The sequence below is a fragment of the Flavobacterium sp. HJJ genome (assembly GCF_015351475.1).
GTDB classification, from domain to species: domain Bacteria; phylum Bacteroidota; class Bacteroidia; order Flavobacteriales; family Flavobacteriaceae; genus Flavobacterium; species Flavobacterium marginilacus.
Map to the genome: position 1 here is coordinate 19,099 of NZ_JADKPR010000001.1, position 17,648 is coordinate 36,746.

General features: G+C 35.7%; 13 protein-coding genes. 2 read left to right on the forward strand and 11 right to left on the reverse strand.

Going from position 1 to position 17,648, the window contains the following annotated elements; genetic code table 11:
* Window positions 1–10: 10 nt before the first annotated feature.
* The 11 genes from IRZ80_RS00100 to nirB all read right to left on the reverse strand — a co-directional run bounded on the left by IRZ80_RS00100 (window position 11) and on the right by nirB (window position 15,060).
* The gene (locus IRZ80_RS00100) at window positions 11–274 is read right to left on the reverse strand and encodes a hypothetical protein (RefSeq protein ID WP_194638989.1); all 264 of its coding nucleotides are present in this window, start codon (window positions 272–274) and stop codon (window positions 11–13) included.
* 212 nt (window positions 275–486) lie between these two features.
* Window positions 487–1,914, reverse strand: coding sequence for a rubredoxin (locus IRZ80_RS00105; RefSeq protein WP_194638990.1), 1,428 nt, complete (start codon window positions 1,912–1,914; stop codon window positions 487–489).
* A gap of 74 nt (window positions 1,915–1,988) precedes the next feature.
* A complete protein-coding gene (locus IRZ80_RS00110) occupies window positions 1,989–5,504 on the reverse strand; it encodes a nitrate reductase (protein ID WP_194638992.1) in 3,516 nt (1,171 codons plus the stop codon).
* Between the two features lie 575 nt (window positions 5,505–6,079).
* Window positions 6,080–7,495, reverse strand: a complete 1,416-nt coding sequence (locus IRZ80_RS00115) for a CmpA/NrtA family ABC transporter substrate-binding protein (RefSeq protein ID WP_194638994.1) — start codon at window positions 7,493–7,495, stop codon at window positions 6,080–6,082.
* Between the two features lie 136 nt (window positions 7,496–7,631).
* Window positions 7,632–7,850 (reverse strand): hypothetical protein, encoded by a 219-nt coding sequence (locus IRZ80_RS00120; RefSeq protein WP_194639651.1) that lies wholly within the window; start codon window positions 7,848–7,850, stop codon window positions 7,632–7,634.
* A gap of 254 nt (window positions 7,851–8,104) precedes the next feature.
* Entirely contained in the window at window positions 8,105–8,401 is a 297-nt protein-coding gene (locus tag IRZ80_RS00125) for a hypothetical protein (RefSeq protein ID WP_194638996.1), read from the reverse strand.
* 151 nt (window positions 8,402–8,552) lie between these two features.
* Window positions 8,553–9,212 (reverse strand): response regulator transcription factor, encoded by a 660-nt coding sequence (locus IRZ80_RS00130; RefSeq protein WP_194638998.1) that lies wholly within the window; start codon window positions 9,210–9,212, stop codon window positions 8,553–8,555.
* Between the two features lie 161 nt (window positions 9,213–9,373).
* Entirely contained in the window at window positions 9,374–11,182 is a 1,809-nt protein-coding gene (locus IRZ80_RS00135; protein WP_194639000.1) for an ATP-binding protein, read from the reverse strand.
* Between the two features lie 114 nt (window positions 11,183–11,296).
* The gene (locus tag IRZ80_RS00140; RefSeq protein ID WP_194639002.1) at window positions 11,297–11,884 is read right to left on the reverse strand and encodes a DUF4202 domain-containing protein; all 588 of its coding nucleotides are present in this window, start codon (window positions 11,882–11,884) and stop codon (window positions 11,297–11,299) included.
* A gap of 34 nt (window positions 11,885–11,918) precedes the next feature.
* Window positions 11,919–12,296, reverse strand: a complete 378-nt coding sequence (nirD, locus tag IRZ80_RS00145) for a nitrite reductase small subunit NirD (RefSeq protein WP_194639003.1) — start codon at window positions 12,294–12,296, stop codon at window positions 11,919–11,921.
* Between the two features lie 256 nt (window positions 12,297–12,552).
* On the reverse strand, window positions 12,553–15,060 hold the full coding sequence (gene nirB, locus IRZ80_RS00150; RefSeq protein ID WP_194639005.1) for a nitrite reductase large subunit NirB: 2,508 nt from the start codon (window positions 15,058–15,060) through the stop codon (window positions 12,553–12,555).
* 623 nt (window positions 15,061–15,683) lie between these two features.
* Between nirB and IRZ80_RS00155 the strand changes: the two genes are divergently transcribed.
* A complete protein-coding gene (locus IRZ80_RS00155; RefSeq protein WP_194639007.1) occupies window positions 15,684–16,436 on the forward strand; it encodes an SDR family NAD(P)-dependent oxidoreductase in 753 nt (250 codons plus the stop codon).
* Between the two features lie 89 nt (window positions 16,437–16,525).
* Entirely contained in the window at window positions 16,526–17,647 is a 1,122-nt protein-coding gene (locus tag IRZ80_RS00160) for a lactonase family protein (RefSeq protein ID WP_194639009.1), read from the forward strand.
* Window position 17,648 lies beyond the last annotated feature (1 nt).

Consider the following 17,648-nt stretch of genomic DNA (forward strand, 5'->3'; position numbering starts at 1 on the left):
AAATAAAAACCTATATTGTTGATTCATTTACTAATGAAAAAATAATGAGTACCGAAATAATTGATGACAAGGTTTTTATTTCGGTTGAAGCGGTAACGGTATTAAAAGGAGAATTTGTTTTGTAAATATTGATTTTATTATTCCCTTTCAAAAACAATTCAGTCTTTGACAATTGTCTTAAATCACTTTGTTTTACAACCGTACCTGTAAAGTTCCTCCATCTTCTTATCCAATGATCAAAAACTTTATTTATTCTGTCTTCATTTTGAGGCAAATTTAAAACTGATACGATAAATTTAAGTACTCTGGATTATTTAACCGCTCAACTTTCTTTTGAGCAGTAACGCGTGAGGAATGGGAGCAAGTTACCGAAGTAACGCGGACAGCCCGACAGCATAAAGCAAAAGGGCCGAATCACCGCAATGATGATTTGGCCCTTTTGCTTTATGGTGACACGTCCAAATAAAATGCAGCAGACTATTTTGGCTATACTTTGGCTTCTATCAAAGGGATGAAACTGTTTTTTGGTGCTTCACACAAAGAACAGCAATAGTCCTCTGGTAAATCTTTGAAAAGAATTCCTTTTTCGATGCCTTGAATGACATCGCCATATTCGGAATTATATACGGTTAAACACTCCTGACATTGATGAATATCTAGTGTTTTGGTTTCTTTTTTAGCTTTGGCATTTTGAAATTCCAATACGCTGGTACCTAATTCTTCAAAATATTTTTTACTCAATTCGATAAGAATATTGGGTAATTCCAGTTTGTCAACATCTTGTGCGTGTACGACGTATTCTCGGGTGTTTGGGTCGAAATTTTTGGCATGCAGCACATTGAAAGTATCCCGTATTTTAATCGATTCGAGATCTTTTGGCGGATCGTTTTTTTCAATTACTATTGAGGTAAAATAATGCCCGTCACGGTTATAATCTGACAGTCCGAAGGTAAGACCATAGGTACTGATGTCAAACTGATCCAGTGTGCGTACTAGGAACGTTTTTAGATTCAATGCCCATTCCATCGCTACAGGCAAATGCCAGTTAAGCTCAAGAAGGGAGTGGCGCACATTGATTCCTTTTTTGCCTAAGAACTTTTCCCAGTCAAGTTTTCGCTCTTTTGGGATTCCTTTTACGATAAAGGATTTCCAAGGAGTGATGCATATTTTTCCAATCTTGCAGTCAAAACATAAATCACACATTTCTTTTAGGAACTGCAGATCATACAGGTTGTTGCGCCAGTAAAGTCCAAGCCAGTACTGATCGATTCCGAGTCTGTTCATGCCTTCGTAATACGGGAAAGGATAAAACGAAATGTTCAACGGCTGATCAATTGTTCTGTTATTGGTGTCCAATTCACTAACGAGCTGGAAAATCATATCAATTGTATCCGGTTCTTCCTGAAGAATTTTTTCTATTTCGTAGTAGACTTTTCCAATGTCCCAGCTGTAGATCAATACTGGAAAAAGTTCCATTTTGTCCCATTTTGGGAGACGTATGTACAAAAACCAATAGTCTTCGTGATGTGAGGCTATAAAGTTAATGTGCCCTGTAAACAGCGGAACGATTTGCTGCTTGGGATCGGTTATATTGACCTTAAGTTTTGGATTTTCCTTGAACTGCTCAAGGATATAAAGGAATTTATTTCCTGTAAGCCAAGGTGTATTACTCAAAATATCGGTCGCTACGTAAGACGAAACGATATTGTTACCGCTTTTTTCATTGGGATATACAAAATGATGTTTTCCAATTTTTTCGGCAGTATTGCTTTGGAACCCTTTTGGAAATATGATGTCCTGTCTTGATCCAAAAGAGATGGCGTCAAGTCCTTGCTCCAGCCCCATATTTACAATTTCTCGTAATTCCCCCGGAGATATTACTCCGCCTTTTACAATGAGTCTCGTTAATTCCATTTTTTTTTTGTTTATGGTTTATAGTTTTTTGTTTATAGCTGCTCACAACAAACTATTAACAACAAACAATAAACTTATTTACATTTAGCCAATATTTCTTTAACTTCAGTTTTACAGCTGCCACAGCCTAATCCTGCACCAGTAGTTCTGCATAATTCTGTAAAATTGGTTACACCGCTTTTAATGGTTTCTTCAATGTTACCATGTCCAACCTGACTGCAGGAACAAACTAATTTCCCTATCACAGGTTTAGCTTCTGATCCGCTTCCTCTTAATAAAGTGTTGCGCTTGTCGGCCAATTCGATTTTGCTTTCAATCATTGTTTTGAATTCGGCAAATTCGTTTTTATCACCCATCAGGATAGCACCTACGAGTAAATCATTTTTTACGATGCATTTTTTATAATAACGTTTTCCTAAATCAGCAAAAACAATTTCTTCATAGGAATCATCATTTTCAGGCACTTCAATTTCACCAATAGAACACAGATTAATGTCTTCTAGTTTCAGAATATTCATCAGCACAGATCCTTTGTAAAAACTGCTGATGTCGCCTCCAATAAAATTAGCTAAAATGTCGGCTTGTTCTTCGGCAGCAGAAGTGATTCCGAATAATTGGTTATTGAATTCGGCAATTTCGCCTATCGCAAACACATCAGGATTGGAAGTTTGTAAATACTGATTTACTTTTACACCGCGTCCGCAGGCTAATCCTGTTTCTTTAGCCAATTCAATATTCGGAATTGTTCCAATCGTATAAACAATAGCATTTGCGGTTAAGATTCGCCCGCTTTTTAGAGCGATTTCTATTTCGTTTGCATTTTCGGTTTCGAATACGGTACTTACCTCATTATCAAAATAAATCTGAATATCTCTTAACTGTACTTCTTCAGCCAATAGTTTACTGGAAATACGATCCAGCTGACGTTCCATTAATCTGGAAGCTCTTTGTATAATTGTTATTTTGACTTTTTTATGTTTAAGCGCCGCTGCTAATTCCAGCCCTAACAGACCGCCGCCTACAATGACTACATGCTGTTCTTCGGCTGGAAGCATGGTTCCGTCTAGGTAGTCTTTTAATCGGTCGGCATCATTTTTCTTTCTAATGGTAAAACGGCCTGGCAGATGAAGCTGTGCATTTTCGGGAATGAAAGGACGGCTTCCCGTTGCCATAATCAAGGTATCAAACTGATGTTTTATGCCTTGACTGTCTGTTATAATTTTATCGGCTGCGTTTACGTTTTCAATAGCAACGCCCGATTTCATTGTAATGTTTAATTGTCCTAAAGCATCATCTTTTATTTTCAAAAGACTTTCCCAAGACAATTCTGCAGTAACATATTCCGGTAATAAAACGCGGTTATAAAATGGATTTTCCTCGTTTGAGAAAACAATAATTTCATCGGTATTATTAATTTCCCGATAATTCTGAATGAAACGGAAAGCAGCAGCCCCAGCGCCAATTACAGCAATCTTTTGGAAAGGCTTAACGTATTTTGTTACGCATACCGTGGTGAATTTAAAATCGGGTTCTTTGGAGATTGGATCAACGAGCGTATTAGTCAGATTGTTAGTTCTGTTCAAATCATTATCCAATTGTTTTCCCCAGTGCATCGGCAAAAACAGAACACCTTCTTTTATAGTATCAGTTATTTTAGCTTTAACGCGTACTTCACCATTCTTGCTGGAAACCACAACAATATCCCCGTTTTTGATTCTTGACTTGTAAGCATCAATAGGATTTATTTCAAGCACAGGACTTGGAGTATGTGTCATTAATCGGGACACTTTTCCAGTTTTGGTCATAGTGTGCCATTGATCACGAATTCGGCCTGTGGTTAATATAAACGGATATTGTTCTGATGGTTCTTCTGAAGTATTCTTAATGCTGGCCGGAATATTGAAGATCGCTTTTTTTGTAGGCGTAAAGAATTTTTTATCCGAAAATAAACGCGGTGTTCCCGAATGTCCATAATCTGGAACCGGCCATTGAAAAGTCCCTTCGTTTTTCAGCCTTGAATAATTTAAATACGAAACATCTATGTTGGTGCCTTTTGTCATCAGACAGTATTCTTTGTAAACAGCTTCAGTATTTTCAAAATTAAAACCTGAGAATTTCATTTTTTTGGCAAAATTCAACAAGATTTCAACATCAGATAATGCTTCACCGGGAGGGTTAATTCCTTTTGGCAGATATGATATACGGCGCTCGGAGTTGGTCATCGTACCTTCTTTTTCAAGCCAGCCTGCAGCAGGCAGTAATAAATCGGCAAATTTTGCCGTGTCTGCACTATGAGAAATATCCTGAACGACAACAAATTTGGCATTTTGCAGTGCTTTTTCAACTCTGCGGGAATCTGGTAAACTTACCATCGGATTGGTGCAGATAATCCAAACCGCTTTCATTTTTCCAGATTCTAAAGCATCAAACATTTCAGTTGCTGTCAATCCAGGTTTTTCTGAAATAGATTCTACACCCCAAAAATCAGCAACTTCTTTACGGTGATCAGGGTTTCCTAATTCTTTATGAACTGCCAATAAATTAGCCATCCCTCCCACTTCTCGCCCTCCCATTGCATTGGGTTGTCCTGTTAATGAGAATGGTCCCGATCCTGGTTTTCCTATTTGACCAGTAAGCAATGACAGGTTTAATAAAGCGGTATTTTTATCAACACCAATAGCACTTTGATTAAGCCCCATAGCCCACATAGAAATAAATCCTCTGGCTTTGCCAATCATTTCTGCAGCTAAGTGAATATCATTTACGGTAACGCCGCAAATTTTGGATGCATTTTCATAAGAACTGCTATTTACAAGGTCTTTGTACAGCTGAAAGTTTTCGGTATGATTTTTCACAAAATCCGAATCGACATATCCTTTCTCGATTAATCGTTTTCCAATGGCATGGTATAAAACAATATCAGTACCAGGAAGAATCTGCAAATGTAAATCGGCAGTCAGCGCCGAATCCGTTTTTCTTGGATCGACAACGATTATTTTTACTTTAGGATTTTTTTCTTTATGCTGTTCCAGTCTTCTAAAAAGAATTGGATGGCAAAAAGCTGGATTTGCCCCCGTTATCATGAAAGTATCAGCCAGTTCAATATCTGCATAAGCGATTGGAACTGAGTCTTCACCAAATGTTTTTTTGTAGCCAGCAACTGCCGAACTCATACAGAGTCTGGAGTTTGTGTCAATATTATTAGTTTTTAGAAAGCCTTTTACTAATTTGTTAACCAGATAATATTCTTCGGTCAAGCATTGTCCGGAGATATAAAAACCAACACTGTCCGGTCCGTGTTTTTTTATGATAGAAGAAAAAACAGCTGCTGCACGGTCAAGAGCTGCGTCCCAGCTTACTCTTTCTTTTGGATGTGATTTACTCCATCTCATTTCGGGATACAAAATCCTGTCCGAAGTATCATTGACAACATAATGTAAGTTCATACCTTTTGAACAAAGCATTCCTCTGTTTACCGGATGATCTTTATCGCCTGTAACCGTCACTCCATTTTTAGAATCATTTTTTACAATAATTCCGCATCCTACTCCACAATAGGAACACGTAGTTTTGATTTCTGTATTTTGCATTATGTATATCTTTGATTTATAAAGTAATCATCTTAGGATCATTTGTACACTGTACAGAGACAAAAATAAGTAATAATTACGTATTAATACGTATTAAACTAGTTTTATTTCACTCTTTGCAATCAATATAATTAGAATGCTAAAAATAGGTTCAATATTTTGAATTATTAGAAGAATTGACCACTCCTGAAGAATAATAATTGATGTTTTGCAAGTTTGACAAAAAAGAGAAAGCAGTAAATTGACAACCAGAATCTTCAGCCCTAAATAATAAATTTTAATCCAAAATCTTCCTTTGGGCGTACCCCTTCGTGAAAAACTTCGGGTCATGCTGTTCGTTCCCGCTTTTTTTCATTTCAATTGCCACAGGTTTAAAACCATGGCAATTGAAATGAAAAAAGAGCTCCACTGCCATCATTCACGCAAACCATAACCATTTCATTAAATATTTAAAGAACATCAATTTTCATAAATTAGTTCTAAAAAAAAACTGATGCATCAGATGAGAAGCATCAGTTTTTTAAGGATTGAAATCTGTTTTTGGCGGTATTTTCTCTTTGTTTCTGAAATCTAAACTAGTTTTTCAAACCAATTTTAAAACTGTTGATATATTCTACTGGTTTTCGTCCGTCATAATTCTTATCATCAATGAATTCGTTTGTTTCCGGCTTGAATCCATCGGTAACCGGAATATCAGATTCGATAATAAAACCTTCTTCCAGTAATAATTTTGCAGCCTGAAACCAAATTTCCGGTTTATAAACTTCTTTGATTTTGCTGATATACCAATCATTTGTTTTAGGTTCAGCTATTTGTCCCCATCGTTTCATTTGTGTCATAAACCAAATTCCGTCTGAATAATAAGGATAAGTCGCATTGTATTTGAAGAAAACATTAAAATCAGGCACTAAACGCACGTCTCCTTTTTCGAATTCAAAAGTTCCTAACATCGAATTATCAATCACTCGTTTACTTCCGTCCACATAAGCCGATTTGGATAAAATGCGGGTAGCTTCTTTTCTGTTTTCAGGATTATCCAGCCATTTTCCAGCTTTAATCAATGCTTTAGTAATCGCAGTAGCCGTATTTGGATATTTGGTAACAAACTCTTTTGTCATTACAAACACTTTTTCGGGATGATTCTTCCAGATTTCCTTACTTGTAACAATTGGAACACCAATACTTTCTTCAACTGCCTGCTGATTCCATGGTTCACCAACACAATAGCCGTTGATGATTCCTGCTTTTAGTGTTTCGGGCATTTGCGGAGGCGCAGTAATATTCAATTGCACATCAGCACCGCTGTTTCCTTTACTCCCCTGAATGTTATTATTGGAATAAAATCCAGGATTTATTCCGCCTGCAGCCAGCCAGTAGCGCAGCTGATAATTGTGTGTTGAATAGGCACCTACAATACCAAATGTAAAAGGTTTATTTGTTTTTTTATAAAAATTTAAAACTGGTTTTAATGCATACGATGGAATAGGATGAACAGGTTTTCCATATTCCTGTGGGATACTGTCTTTTATTTTTGCCCAAGCCTCGTTTGATACCGTAATAGCATTTCCGTTTAAATCCATAGAATAAGAAGTAACCAGCTGTGCCTGTCTTCCGCATCCTACTGCCGCCGCTATAGGCTGTCCGGCAAGCATCTGAGCTCCGTCAAGCTGATTTTCAATTACTTTATCTAGAATTTCCTTCCAATTTGCTTGCGCTTCTAAATTTACAGTAAGTCCTTCATCTTCAAAATATCCTAAGAATTTTGCAATTGCTAAAGGTGCCATATCCGTAAGTTTAATAAAACCAATATTTAAAATGGCTTTTTCTACAGGCAGCTTTTTTGTTTTTGGAGGATTTTCGTCATCAGCACGCTTGCGTCCATGTACAGTTTTCTTTTTTAAAATAGGATTGATCGAACTTGGACTTTTAAAAGCGGTAACAGTAAACACTATTACCAAAAGGGCAATTAATTTTGAGGCAGATTTTCTCATGGTCTTTTGATTTTGGCAGTTAATAGTTGAGTTAGATAAAAATTTTATCAGTATTTGTATTCGTAAGACTGGTTGGTTTTTAAAATAAAAACTGCTCTCCAGATAAGAGTTTTGCAGGGCAGCTATACACAAGTAACTAAATAGGCATTATTTTTTCGGTCCATTTCTTTGGAAAAACTGGCTGCTTTTCATTCATCATTTTGGTCATTGTCAAGTGCATCCAGATTAAACAGGCTGTCACTAAATAAGTAATCATTACTCCATTTAGTATCCAGCAGGCAAAACACACCCTAAAAGCTAATGCATTTAAAAATAAAATTCGGTGTGAAAGTGAAAGTGAATTTGTTATTGACATACTACATATTTCTTACACAAATCTAAGTAGTATACTGAGTTTGAAACCTGCCAAAACGCAGTTTTATAAAAACAATTAAGTATTTATACTTATTTTTACAAAAAAAATTAAGCAGTTCATTTATTTATCAGGAATTCTGGGGATAATTTTTTATAATAATAAACAGCTAAGTATTATGCATCAGGCAAAAAAAAGCTGTCAGAAATGATTCTAACAGCTTTATAAGATTTTAAAACATTGGTTTTTCTATTATTTTAATTTTTGCGGTCTATTGTTTTAGATAAAACCGGCTGTTTTTCATTCATGATTCTGCTGATGGTGTAATGCATCCAAATTAAGCAGATGCTTAAAAATATAAGAATAAAAAGCCATGAACTAGACCATATTCTTGTTGTTGCCAATAAATAACTAAAGATGATGGAACCAAAAAAACCTCCAAGTCCTAAACAGCCTACAATTCCGCCTACAATGCCTATCTGAGCTGGGAAACATTCTAGAATATTTATCGCTGCAGTACCTATTCCCCATATAATACCGATGAGTATTATCAAAATAAGATACACCCCCACATATTAGCATCAAACTGGATTCGGGTAATTCCTTTAGCAATTAATTCTTTTTTATTAACAATCTGGTTTTGGATGTTATCCTAAAATGGATGTTAAACAGTAGGATTAGAAATCCTTACAATTAAGTTTTTCGTTATAGTAACGAATATTCTGTTGCTTTGTTAGAAAGCTCCATCAGGTTTTTTACTTTTAATTTTTTCATTAGGTTAAAACGGTGTACCTCGGCAGTTCTTTTGCTGATATCTAATGCTTCGGCTATTTCCTTATTACCTTTTCCGCTGAGCAAAAGTTTTAAAATTTCTTTTTCTCTTTTGGTAATTACCTGATCTTCTCCCAATGATTGTTTTGGCTCTGCAATAAGTGACGGATTGGTAAGCTGCCCAATTAATATAGAAGAGATATCACCGCTAAAATATTTTCCCCCGTTGGAAACAGTATGAACTGCTTTTAAAAATTCTTCTTTACTTGAACCTTTAAGTAAGTAACCATCTGCTCCCGCTTGAATAGATTTTAATACGTATTCTTCGGACTCATGCATAGAAAGCATTATGATTTTTACAAAATTATTTTTGCTTCTTAATTGTTCGACAACTTCTATCCCTGTAAGATTGGGCATTCTGATATCAAGAATCAACAAGTCTGGTTTTAGTTCATCTATTGCCGTCAGTGCTTCGAGACCATCTGTCGCTTCGCCTATAACAGTAATATTGGCTTCGTTTTCTAATAAAGATTTTATGCCGTCTCTTACAAAAACATGATCATCTGCAAGGACTACTTGAATTTTATCACTCATACTATACTTATTAATCATCTTACGTTTTTACGTAGATTCATCTAATTTGCATGCTAAGATACGTATTTTTTGAGTTTTTAATTAAAAAAATCAATTACAATTGCAATATCGAATTTTAATAGCAATACCAATCGCATTGAAATTCAAATAGCTATTGAAATTTAAATAGGAATATTAAAAGTAATCCTCGTTCCTTCGTTTGGTATTGAATTGAAGAAAACACGGCCATTGATGTATTGAATGCGTTCTTTCATGAAAAGCATACCCATTCCAGATTCGCTGTTTCTCTTTTTCTCCACAGCATTAATATCAAATCCTTTTCCGTTATCATCAACAGTAATGCTTAAAAGTGTGGCACTATGTGAAAGCTGCACGATAATATGAGTTGAATCGGCGTATTTTATAGCGTTATTAATAGCTTCTTGGGTTAATCGATAAATATTTATCTCGATTAAAGAATCCAATCGAGCGTTGAAATCGGTTTTGTTGTAAAATAAAATATTCTTTCCTGTTAGTTTTGAAAGTTCTGCAGTAAGTTTTGAAAGCGCTGGATTAATTCCGTGGTCACTTAATTCAGGAGGCATTAAATTGAAAGTAGCCGTACGGACTCCTTTTATGATGTCAAGAGACAGTTTTTTCAGATAGTCTATTTTTACAGCCGCTTTTTCTTTATCTTCTAGATTTATACTTTCGAGACTGAATTTTAACCCTGTAAGCATCTGTCCTATTCCATCATGAATTTCCCGAGCAATTCTATTTTGCTCATTCTCTTGATTTTCGACAATTTTACTTGAAATTATTTTTTGCTGATTCAGCTTATTTTCAATATTTGCCGTATTCAAACGCTCAACTTCCTGAACCGCTTTTTTACGTTCGGTAATATCAAAACAGATAATTAAAAGCTCCGATTCGTCTTTTCTTATCGTAACAGGCACCATCGATAAGTCCAGCCAAAGCGATTGTTCGTTTCTGGTAGTGATATTTAATTCTCCCTGCCAGCCTCTGCGGTGGTTTTCCAGTATAATGCGGTCTATAAAAAGCTGTTCCTTTTCAATTGGAGTAAGTACCTGCCCAAATTTTTTGTCTGAAAGAAAAGGATTGTACTGAAGTAGTTTTGAAAATTTCTCTCCAATATGAATGATGGTGCCGTCGGTCGCAATTCTGCAGTAAAGCAGTGTATTCTCCATCGCATAATTGAGAGATTTTAGTTCTTTTACCGAGTTTTCTTTGGCTTCGCTGATGATTTCGGAGTTCTGCGCCAGTTTTAACGCCTTTTTTTCCGATGACAGTAAAGTAGAAATAAGCAGTTCTACACTTTTGTTGGTCGGTTTAAAAATAAATATAAATTCCAGCAGTAAAACCAATAATGTAAAAGCTAGAATACCATATTCGGTTTTGCGCTGCAGGGTTACTTTTTCAAGAGCCTCTCTATCGTATTCAGTTACAATCTGGTTCATTTTCGAAAGAAAAACCGATTCGTTTTCGAGTATGGTTTGTACCAGTTTTTGATTTTCCTGCTGATTTTTGTTTTCCTTTTTGTTTTCCAAAAAAGTACTGCCGGCTTTAATTATGATATCAAAATTTGGTTTCAGATTCTCGAAATCCTTATTGAGAATAGGATTTTTTTCTCTTGGAAAACCTAACTTATTATTTCCGTTTACGAGAGAATAATGATTAAATTTCCACTGAGAAATAGTATTTGAAATGGTATTTATCTGTTTCTTTTCCTGTAAAGAATCAGTTATAAAATTAAGGATCAGGATTTCTTTAGTCAGTTTCTGGCTCAGCATTCTCTGCTTCCCCGAAATGTTTATTATTTTGGAATCGCTGAGCTGACTGTAAAGATTATATTGGATAAGCAATTGACTCAAAAGTACAGTGACGGCAATGGTAATTAAGGCGAATATATACATTCGCCTTAATTTTTTGAAAGTCATTTTGTCGTATGATACTTTGGATTTTTTTTTCATGAAGACCGTACCTTTTTTTCTGCCAAAGATTAAAAAGATTTTTATAGTTTTTAATAAACTAATCTATGAAAATCTTTTTAATCTACAGCCTTATTCTTTTAAACAACAATCCAATTACAATCCTAAAGAATCTTTTATTAACTGAAGATTTTCTGGTGTGTAACTAATTTTCAAAGCTTCCTGATGTCCTTTCTCAGACATTTTATTCCAGGTTTTCAGAATGATGTTTTTCAGTTTTTCGGTATCGTGTTTTTGGACAAAAGGATCCAGATAAAATTCTAAAAACACTAAACAGATAACATCCTCAAGAAGTTGTGTTTCTTCGTCTTTTTTAAGCAGTTTTTTTTCAATCAGGAAAGATACACGGTCGATAAAAGTATCTTCATATCCTGCTTTTTTCAATATTTCAGCAGTCGTTTTGGCATGGAATTTTTTTAAATCTTCTCTCCATTTCAAATAGCCGACACGGTCCATCGGATACGATTCTCTTGGCATTTTCCAGCGGCAGATGTGCTGTGCCTTAGCTGCTATCTGAACTGCTTCTGAAGCATTGGGCTGAAAATCCATCAGCCTTTCATACATTCTGTCCGAATACAATAATTCTTTCGGATAGGTTATTTCTTGGTATATTTCATTATTTGGATCGGCTTCGTTTTCTGCATCAATCCACGCACTGGCGTTTAAGAAGGGAATAGTTTTCATTTTGGAATAGTGTATATATTCAAAGATACATACATTATTCTAAAAACCCAACGAATACTTCATCACCTTCTACTTTCACAGGATAAGTTGCGATTGAATAGTCTTCACCATTTAAATTAGAACCATCAACCAATGAGAATGTTTTTTTGTGCATTGGACATGCAATTTTTGGAACATCATCAGCAGAACCGGTCATTCCTCTGGATAAAACCATTTCCATTTTGTGAGGACAGGCATTTTGACAGGCGTACCAAGCGTTTCTTCTTTCGAAATTAAAAATGGCAATCTGTTTGTTTTTATACTTGATGCATCCGCCTCTGTTACTTGGAAAATCTTTAATGTTTCCAGCTTTGAACCAAATTTTCACTTCGCTTGTGTTTACCGTTTTGTATTGGCTTAATAGATCTTCCATGGGATTTAGTTTTTTGTTTTCAGATCCCGGCCCCGCCATGAGGATTAGCAGAACCGAGAGCGGAAAAGTATTTTTATTAAGTTGCTATTTCGCAAAGATTCACAATATGAACCCAAAGACACGAGAAGATAATTTTCTGTTTGTAGTTGTCTTTGCTGTTGTTTTTTTATTTTAAATTTTCGCGAATCTCTTTGTATTCTTTGTGAATCTTTGTGAAATAATTATATTTAAATTTGTATTATCGAGCAATTAATATCTACCAAGGTCTTGGCATTTTTTGATCTCTTAACGGCACGTATTCAATGTTATCATCTTTCTCATCCGTATTCACAAAGTGACTGAAACGCTTCATCAATCTTGGTTTTTCAAGTACTTGTTTCCACTCACATTCGAAAGTTCCAACTAGTGATTCCATCTCAGTTTCCAATGTTTCGCAAATACCTAAACGGTCATGAATAATAACTTCTTTTAGGTAATCCAAACCGCCTTCCAGTTTTTCTAACCAAGTAGATGTTCTGACTAATGGTCCTGCAGTACGGATATAATACATAAGGAAACGATCCATATATTTGAAAACAGTTTCTTTATTTATTTGTTCAGCCAATAAAACAGCGTGTTTTGGATTAGCCCCGCCATTACCACAGATGTAAAGATTCCAGCCACCTTCAACAGCAATTACTCCAAAATCTTTTCCTCTTGCTTCGGCGCATTCTCTGATACAGGCAGAAACTCCTCCTTTTAATTTATGAGGAGAACGAATTCCTCTGTAACGGTTTTCTAATTCGATGGCAAAAGTTGTACTGTCATCCATTCCATATCGGCACCACGTATTACCCACACAGCTTTTTACTGCTCTTAATGATTTTCCGTAAGCATGTCCGCTTTCAAAACCATTGTCAATTAATACTTTCCAGATTTTTGGCAAATCATCTAATTGTGCACCAAATAAATCGACACGCTGTGCTCCAGTTATTTTAGTATATAAATCAAATTGTTTGGCAACTTCCCCAATTACAATCAATTTTTCAGGAGTGATTTCACCACCAGCAATTCTTGGCACAACAGAATAAGTTCCGTTTCTTTGAATGTTTGCTAAATACCTATCGTTGGTATCCTGTGTAGTTACGTGCTTATTAGCAGTGTCATTATAAATACTGGAGAAAATTGAAGCTACAACCGGTTTACAGATTTCGCATCCGTCACCTTTTCCATGATGATCAATTACTTCGTAATAATTAGTGTATTTATTGATTTTTACAAGGTCAAATAATTCTTGTCTTGTATAACTAAAGTGCTCACAGATACTTTCTTTTACTTCTCTTCCTATTGATTTTTGAGCTGCTTTTACTAAGTCAGCTACCATTGGTTTACAGCCTCCGCAACCTGAAGTAGCTTTGGTAAGCTTAACAACATCTGAAAAAGTTTCACAAGTTCCGTCAGTTATTGAACAGCAGATAGCGCCTTTGGTCACGTTTTCGCAAGAGCAGATAACCGCTGTATCAGGCAGGTCAGATGCACTGCCAAGTGTAGATCCTTCTCCACCGCGCGAACCAAGAATTAAATCTTCCGGGTTTGCAGGCAAGGTCATTGCATTGGCATAAATTTGGAACAGACCGTTGTAATCTGATGAATCTCCTACAAGGATTCCGCCCAATAATGTTTTTCCGTCTTTGGTAACATTGATTCTTTTGTAAATACCGCTGAATTTGTTTTCATAAACAATTGCAGTAACATCTTCGTTTTCAATAAAAGGATCACCAAAGCTCGCAACTTCAACTCCAATCAGTTTCAATTGAGTTGACATATCGATGGTTTCTCTCATCGTTTTATCCCCATTAAGGATTTGTTCGGCAGCAACATCGGCCATTTCGTACCCAGGAGCCACAAGACCATATATCATTTGATTGTATAAAGCGGCCTCACCTATAGCATAGATATTAGGATCTGATGTCTGCATTTTATTGTTTACCACAATACCGCCTCTAACGCCTACCTCAAGTCCGGAAACTCTTCCCAGTTCGTCGCGGGGTTTAATTCCGGCTGATATAACCAACATATCAACTTTTAACAAATCGTCATTGGCAAACATCATTCCTTTTATACTCTCTTCTCCATCTATATATTGAGTTGCTTTATTTAGATGAATACCTATATTTAATTCTTCTATTTTAGATTGAAGCATATCACTTGCGCCTTGATCCAATTGTCTTGGCATCAATCGCGGAGCAAATTCTACTACATGAGGATTTAATCCTAAATCGCGAACAGCTTTTGCTGCCTCAAGCCCTAATAAACCACCTCCAAGAACCGCTGCTTCAGTAGACCCATTGGCTTTTATTTTTTTAGCGTAAGCCATAATAGCATCAAGATCTTCAATGGTTCTGTAAACAAAAACCCCTTCTTTTTCCACACCGTCAATTGGCGGTACAAATGCAGCAGACCCAGTAGCCAAAACTAAGTAATCATACTGATATGTTTTTTCTAAATGTGTGTGTATCGTTTTTTGTTCTCTATTGATATCTGTAATTAACTCCGAAGTGTTTAATATGATGTTATTCTCCTTATACCATGATCCCGTTGAAAGAGACAGGTCTTCAGCGCTTTTCCCTGCAAAGTATTCACTTAGGTGAACCCTGTCATAAGCGCGTCTTGGTTCTTCTCCAAATACTGTAATTTGATAATTCTCTTGCCCAGATTTCGAAATGAATTTCTCGCAAAATTTATAACCTACCATGCCGTTTCCGACTACTATCACATTAATCATAATCTGTTAATTAAGTATTACTACGCAAACATACGTATAAATACTTAATTTATATACTTATTTTTAGATTTTTTTCTAAAATAGAATCATTTTTAATAACTATTGCTCGAATCATACGTAAAAACGTACTTAGACTACATACGTCCACTCATTTAAGCACATTAAATAATTACAAAGCAATTACTTATAAACTACGTAGAGAAACTAACAAAAACACTTAATATTTTATGACTGTCCGCAAATAATACCATGTATTTTTTTCGCCACTGATTACACAGATTATCAAAGATTTCATCATTATTTTTTTTTAAATCTGTGTAAATATTTCTGAATCAAGACCATTTAAAGTGATTTACAGGAAACATTGAGTGCTGGATGCTGTTTAATAAAATTGAAATTGCTCAACATTCGCTTCAATAATCGTCTTTACAAATGATAACAAATGAAATTAAAAAATAAGTCTGCTTAATATAATTTCACAGCCTAAAAAAGCATAAAGCAACTGCCAGTTTGTTAAATTGAGCTACTCGTTCACACACTTTTATTATCTTAGTGCAAAAATTAAAGGTTTCGAAAGTGACTGACATTTGAAAAACAATTTACATAAAACAGCATTTAAAAAAATGACAAAAATAGCTTTAATAACAGGCGCAACTTCAGGAATAGGAAAAGCCACAGCAATCAAATTGGCCGAAAACGGATATGATTTAATCATCTGCGGACGCCGTGCCGAAAAACTCGAAGAATTAAAAAGTACATTGCCCAAAAACATAAAAGTTCATAGTTTAATCTTTGATGTCCGCGATAGAAAAGAAGTTGAACTACAGCTTAATTCTCTGCCAAATGAATGGAAAAACATTGACATTCTAGTAAACAGTGCTGGTAATGCTCACGGACTTTCTACTATCGACAATGGCGATATCGAAGACTGGGACGCAATGATTGACGGAAACGTAAAAGGATTATTGTATGTTTCCAAAGCCATAATTCCGCAGATGGTAGAAAGAAAAAAGGGCCATATTATCAATTTGAGTTCAGTTGCAGGAAAACAAACCTATGCGAACGGTGCCGTGTACTGCGCCTCAAAAAAAGCGGTGGAAGCCATCAGCGAAGGAATGCGTCTTGACTTAACCCAGCACGGGATTAAAATTACAAATATTGCACCAGGAGCCGTTGCAACTGAGTTTTCAGAAGTCCGATTCAAAGGTGACACAGAAAGAGCCCAAAAAGTATATGAAGGCTACGACCCGTTATTAGCCGAAGATATAGCCGATTTTATTGCTTATGCTGTCAATGCTCCAGATCGTGTAACAATTGCCGATGTAACAATATATGCTAAAGCACAATCGGCTCCTACTATGATCTATAAAAAATAAAAGTGATTTTCGAGCAGTTATTAAAACACAATTGTATTCTGTCCTTATTAAAACGATCTGCTTCAGCACACTCAAAACACATCTTAACATTGAAAAAAACAACACAATTTCTGATTCTATTTTTTGCCTGCATAAATCTGTATTCGCAAAATACCTATGTCTTTTTCGGCTCATTTAACAGAGATAAAACTACCGATGCCATTTATGTATATCAGCTAGATACTATCAGCGGAAAATTATCAAAAATCACAGCAGTAAAAGATATTGTAAGCCCGTCTTATCTTACTTTGTCGCCAAATGGGAAGTTTGTTTTTGCCTGTACAGAAAGTAAAACTCCAAACGGAGGAAAAGTGAGCAGTTTTGAGTTTAGCCCCGAAAATAAAACACTGACTTTTATAAACAGTCAAAGCAGCGGCGGAGAAAACCCAGTTTACATGACGGTTCATAAAAACGGGAAATGGCTTATTAACGGCAATTACACCGAAGGAAGCGTTTCTGTTTATCCAATTACCGACAACGGAATCATAAATCCAATTGCTCAAAACTTTCAATATTCTGAGGGAAGCATCGACCCGGAAAGACAAAAGCGTTCGCACATTCATTCCACCGTTTTTTCACCTAACTGTGATTATCTCTTTTTACCCGACTTGGGTTCAGATAAAATCAGATGCTACAAATTTGAAGAAGATAAAACAGAACCTTTAGTAACTGCTGAAAATCCATTTACCCAAACCGCTTTAGGAAGCGGACCTAGACATTTTACCTTTCATCCAAATGGTAAATTTGCCTATTGTATCGAAGAAATAGCAGGTCACATAAGTGCTTACCGTTATGAAAACGGAAAATTGGACAGCATTCAAAGAATAGCAGCACATCCCGAAGATTACAAAGGCAATTTTGAAAGTTCTGATATTCATATTTCTCCGGACGGGCATTTTTTATACGCTTCCAACCGGGGCGAAAAAAATAATATCGCCATATATTCAATCGGAAATGATGGCAAACTCACATTGATCGGATACCAATCTACTTTGGGAAATCATCCCAGAGTATTTGCTATTGATGAAACCGGAAAATTTCTGATTGTAACGAATACTATAAGCGGAAATGTATTTGTCTTTAAACGAAATGCCAAAACTGGATTACTTAAAAAAGTAGGCAGAGAACTAAAAATGAAAAGTGTTTCCTGTGTCAAAATCAGAAAATATTAGC

What these genes read in the sequence shown, in the direction of transcription:
- IRZ80_RS00105 (WP_194638990.1), bottom strand. Translation starts at nt 1,914, where the DNA reads ATGGAATTAACGAGACTCATTGTAAAAGGCGGAGTAATATCTCCGGGG.
- IRZ80_RS00110 (WP_194638992.1), bottom strand. Translation starts at nt 5,504, where the DNA reads ATGCAAAATACAGAAATCAAAACTACGTGTTCCTATTGTGGAGTAGGA.
- IRZ80_RS00115 (WP_194638994.1), bottom strand. Translation starts at nt 7,495, where the DNA reads ATGAGAAAATCTGCCTCAAAATTAATTGCCCTTTTGGTAATAGTGTTT.
- IRZ80_RS00120 (WP_194639651.1), bottom strand. Translation starts at nt 7,850, where the DNA reads ATGTCAATAACAAATTCACTTTCACTTTCACACCGAATTTTATTTTTA.
- IRZ80_RS00130 (WP_194638998.1), bottom strand. Translation starts at nt 9,212, where the DNA reads ATGAGTGATAAAATTCAAGTAGTCCTTGCAGATGATCATGTTTTTGTA.
- IRZ80_RS00135 (WP_194639000.1), bottom strand. Translation starts at nt 11,182, where the DNA reads ATGAAAAAAAAATCCAAAGTATCATACGACAAAATGACTTTCAAAAAA.
- IRZ80_RS00140 (WP_194639002.1), bottom strand. Translation starts at nt 11,884, where the DNA reads ATGAAAACTATTCCCTTCTTAAACGCCAGTGCGTGGATTGATGCAGAA.
- nirD (WP_194639003.1), bottom strand. Translation starts at nt 12,296, where the DNA reads ATGGAAGATCTATTAAGCCAATACAAAACGGTAAACACAAGCGAAGTG.
- nirB (WP_194639005.1), bottom strand. Translation starts at nt 15,060, where the DNA reads ATGATTAATGTGATAGTAGTCGGAAACGGCATGGTAGGTTATAAATTT.
- IRZ80_RS00155 (WP_194639007.1), top strand. Translation starts at nt 15,684, where the DNA reads ATGACAAAAATAGCTTTAATAACAGGCGCAACTTCAGGAATAGGAAAA.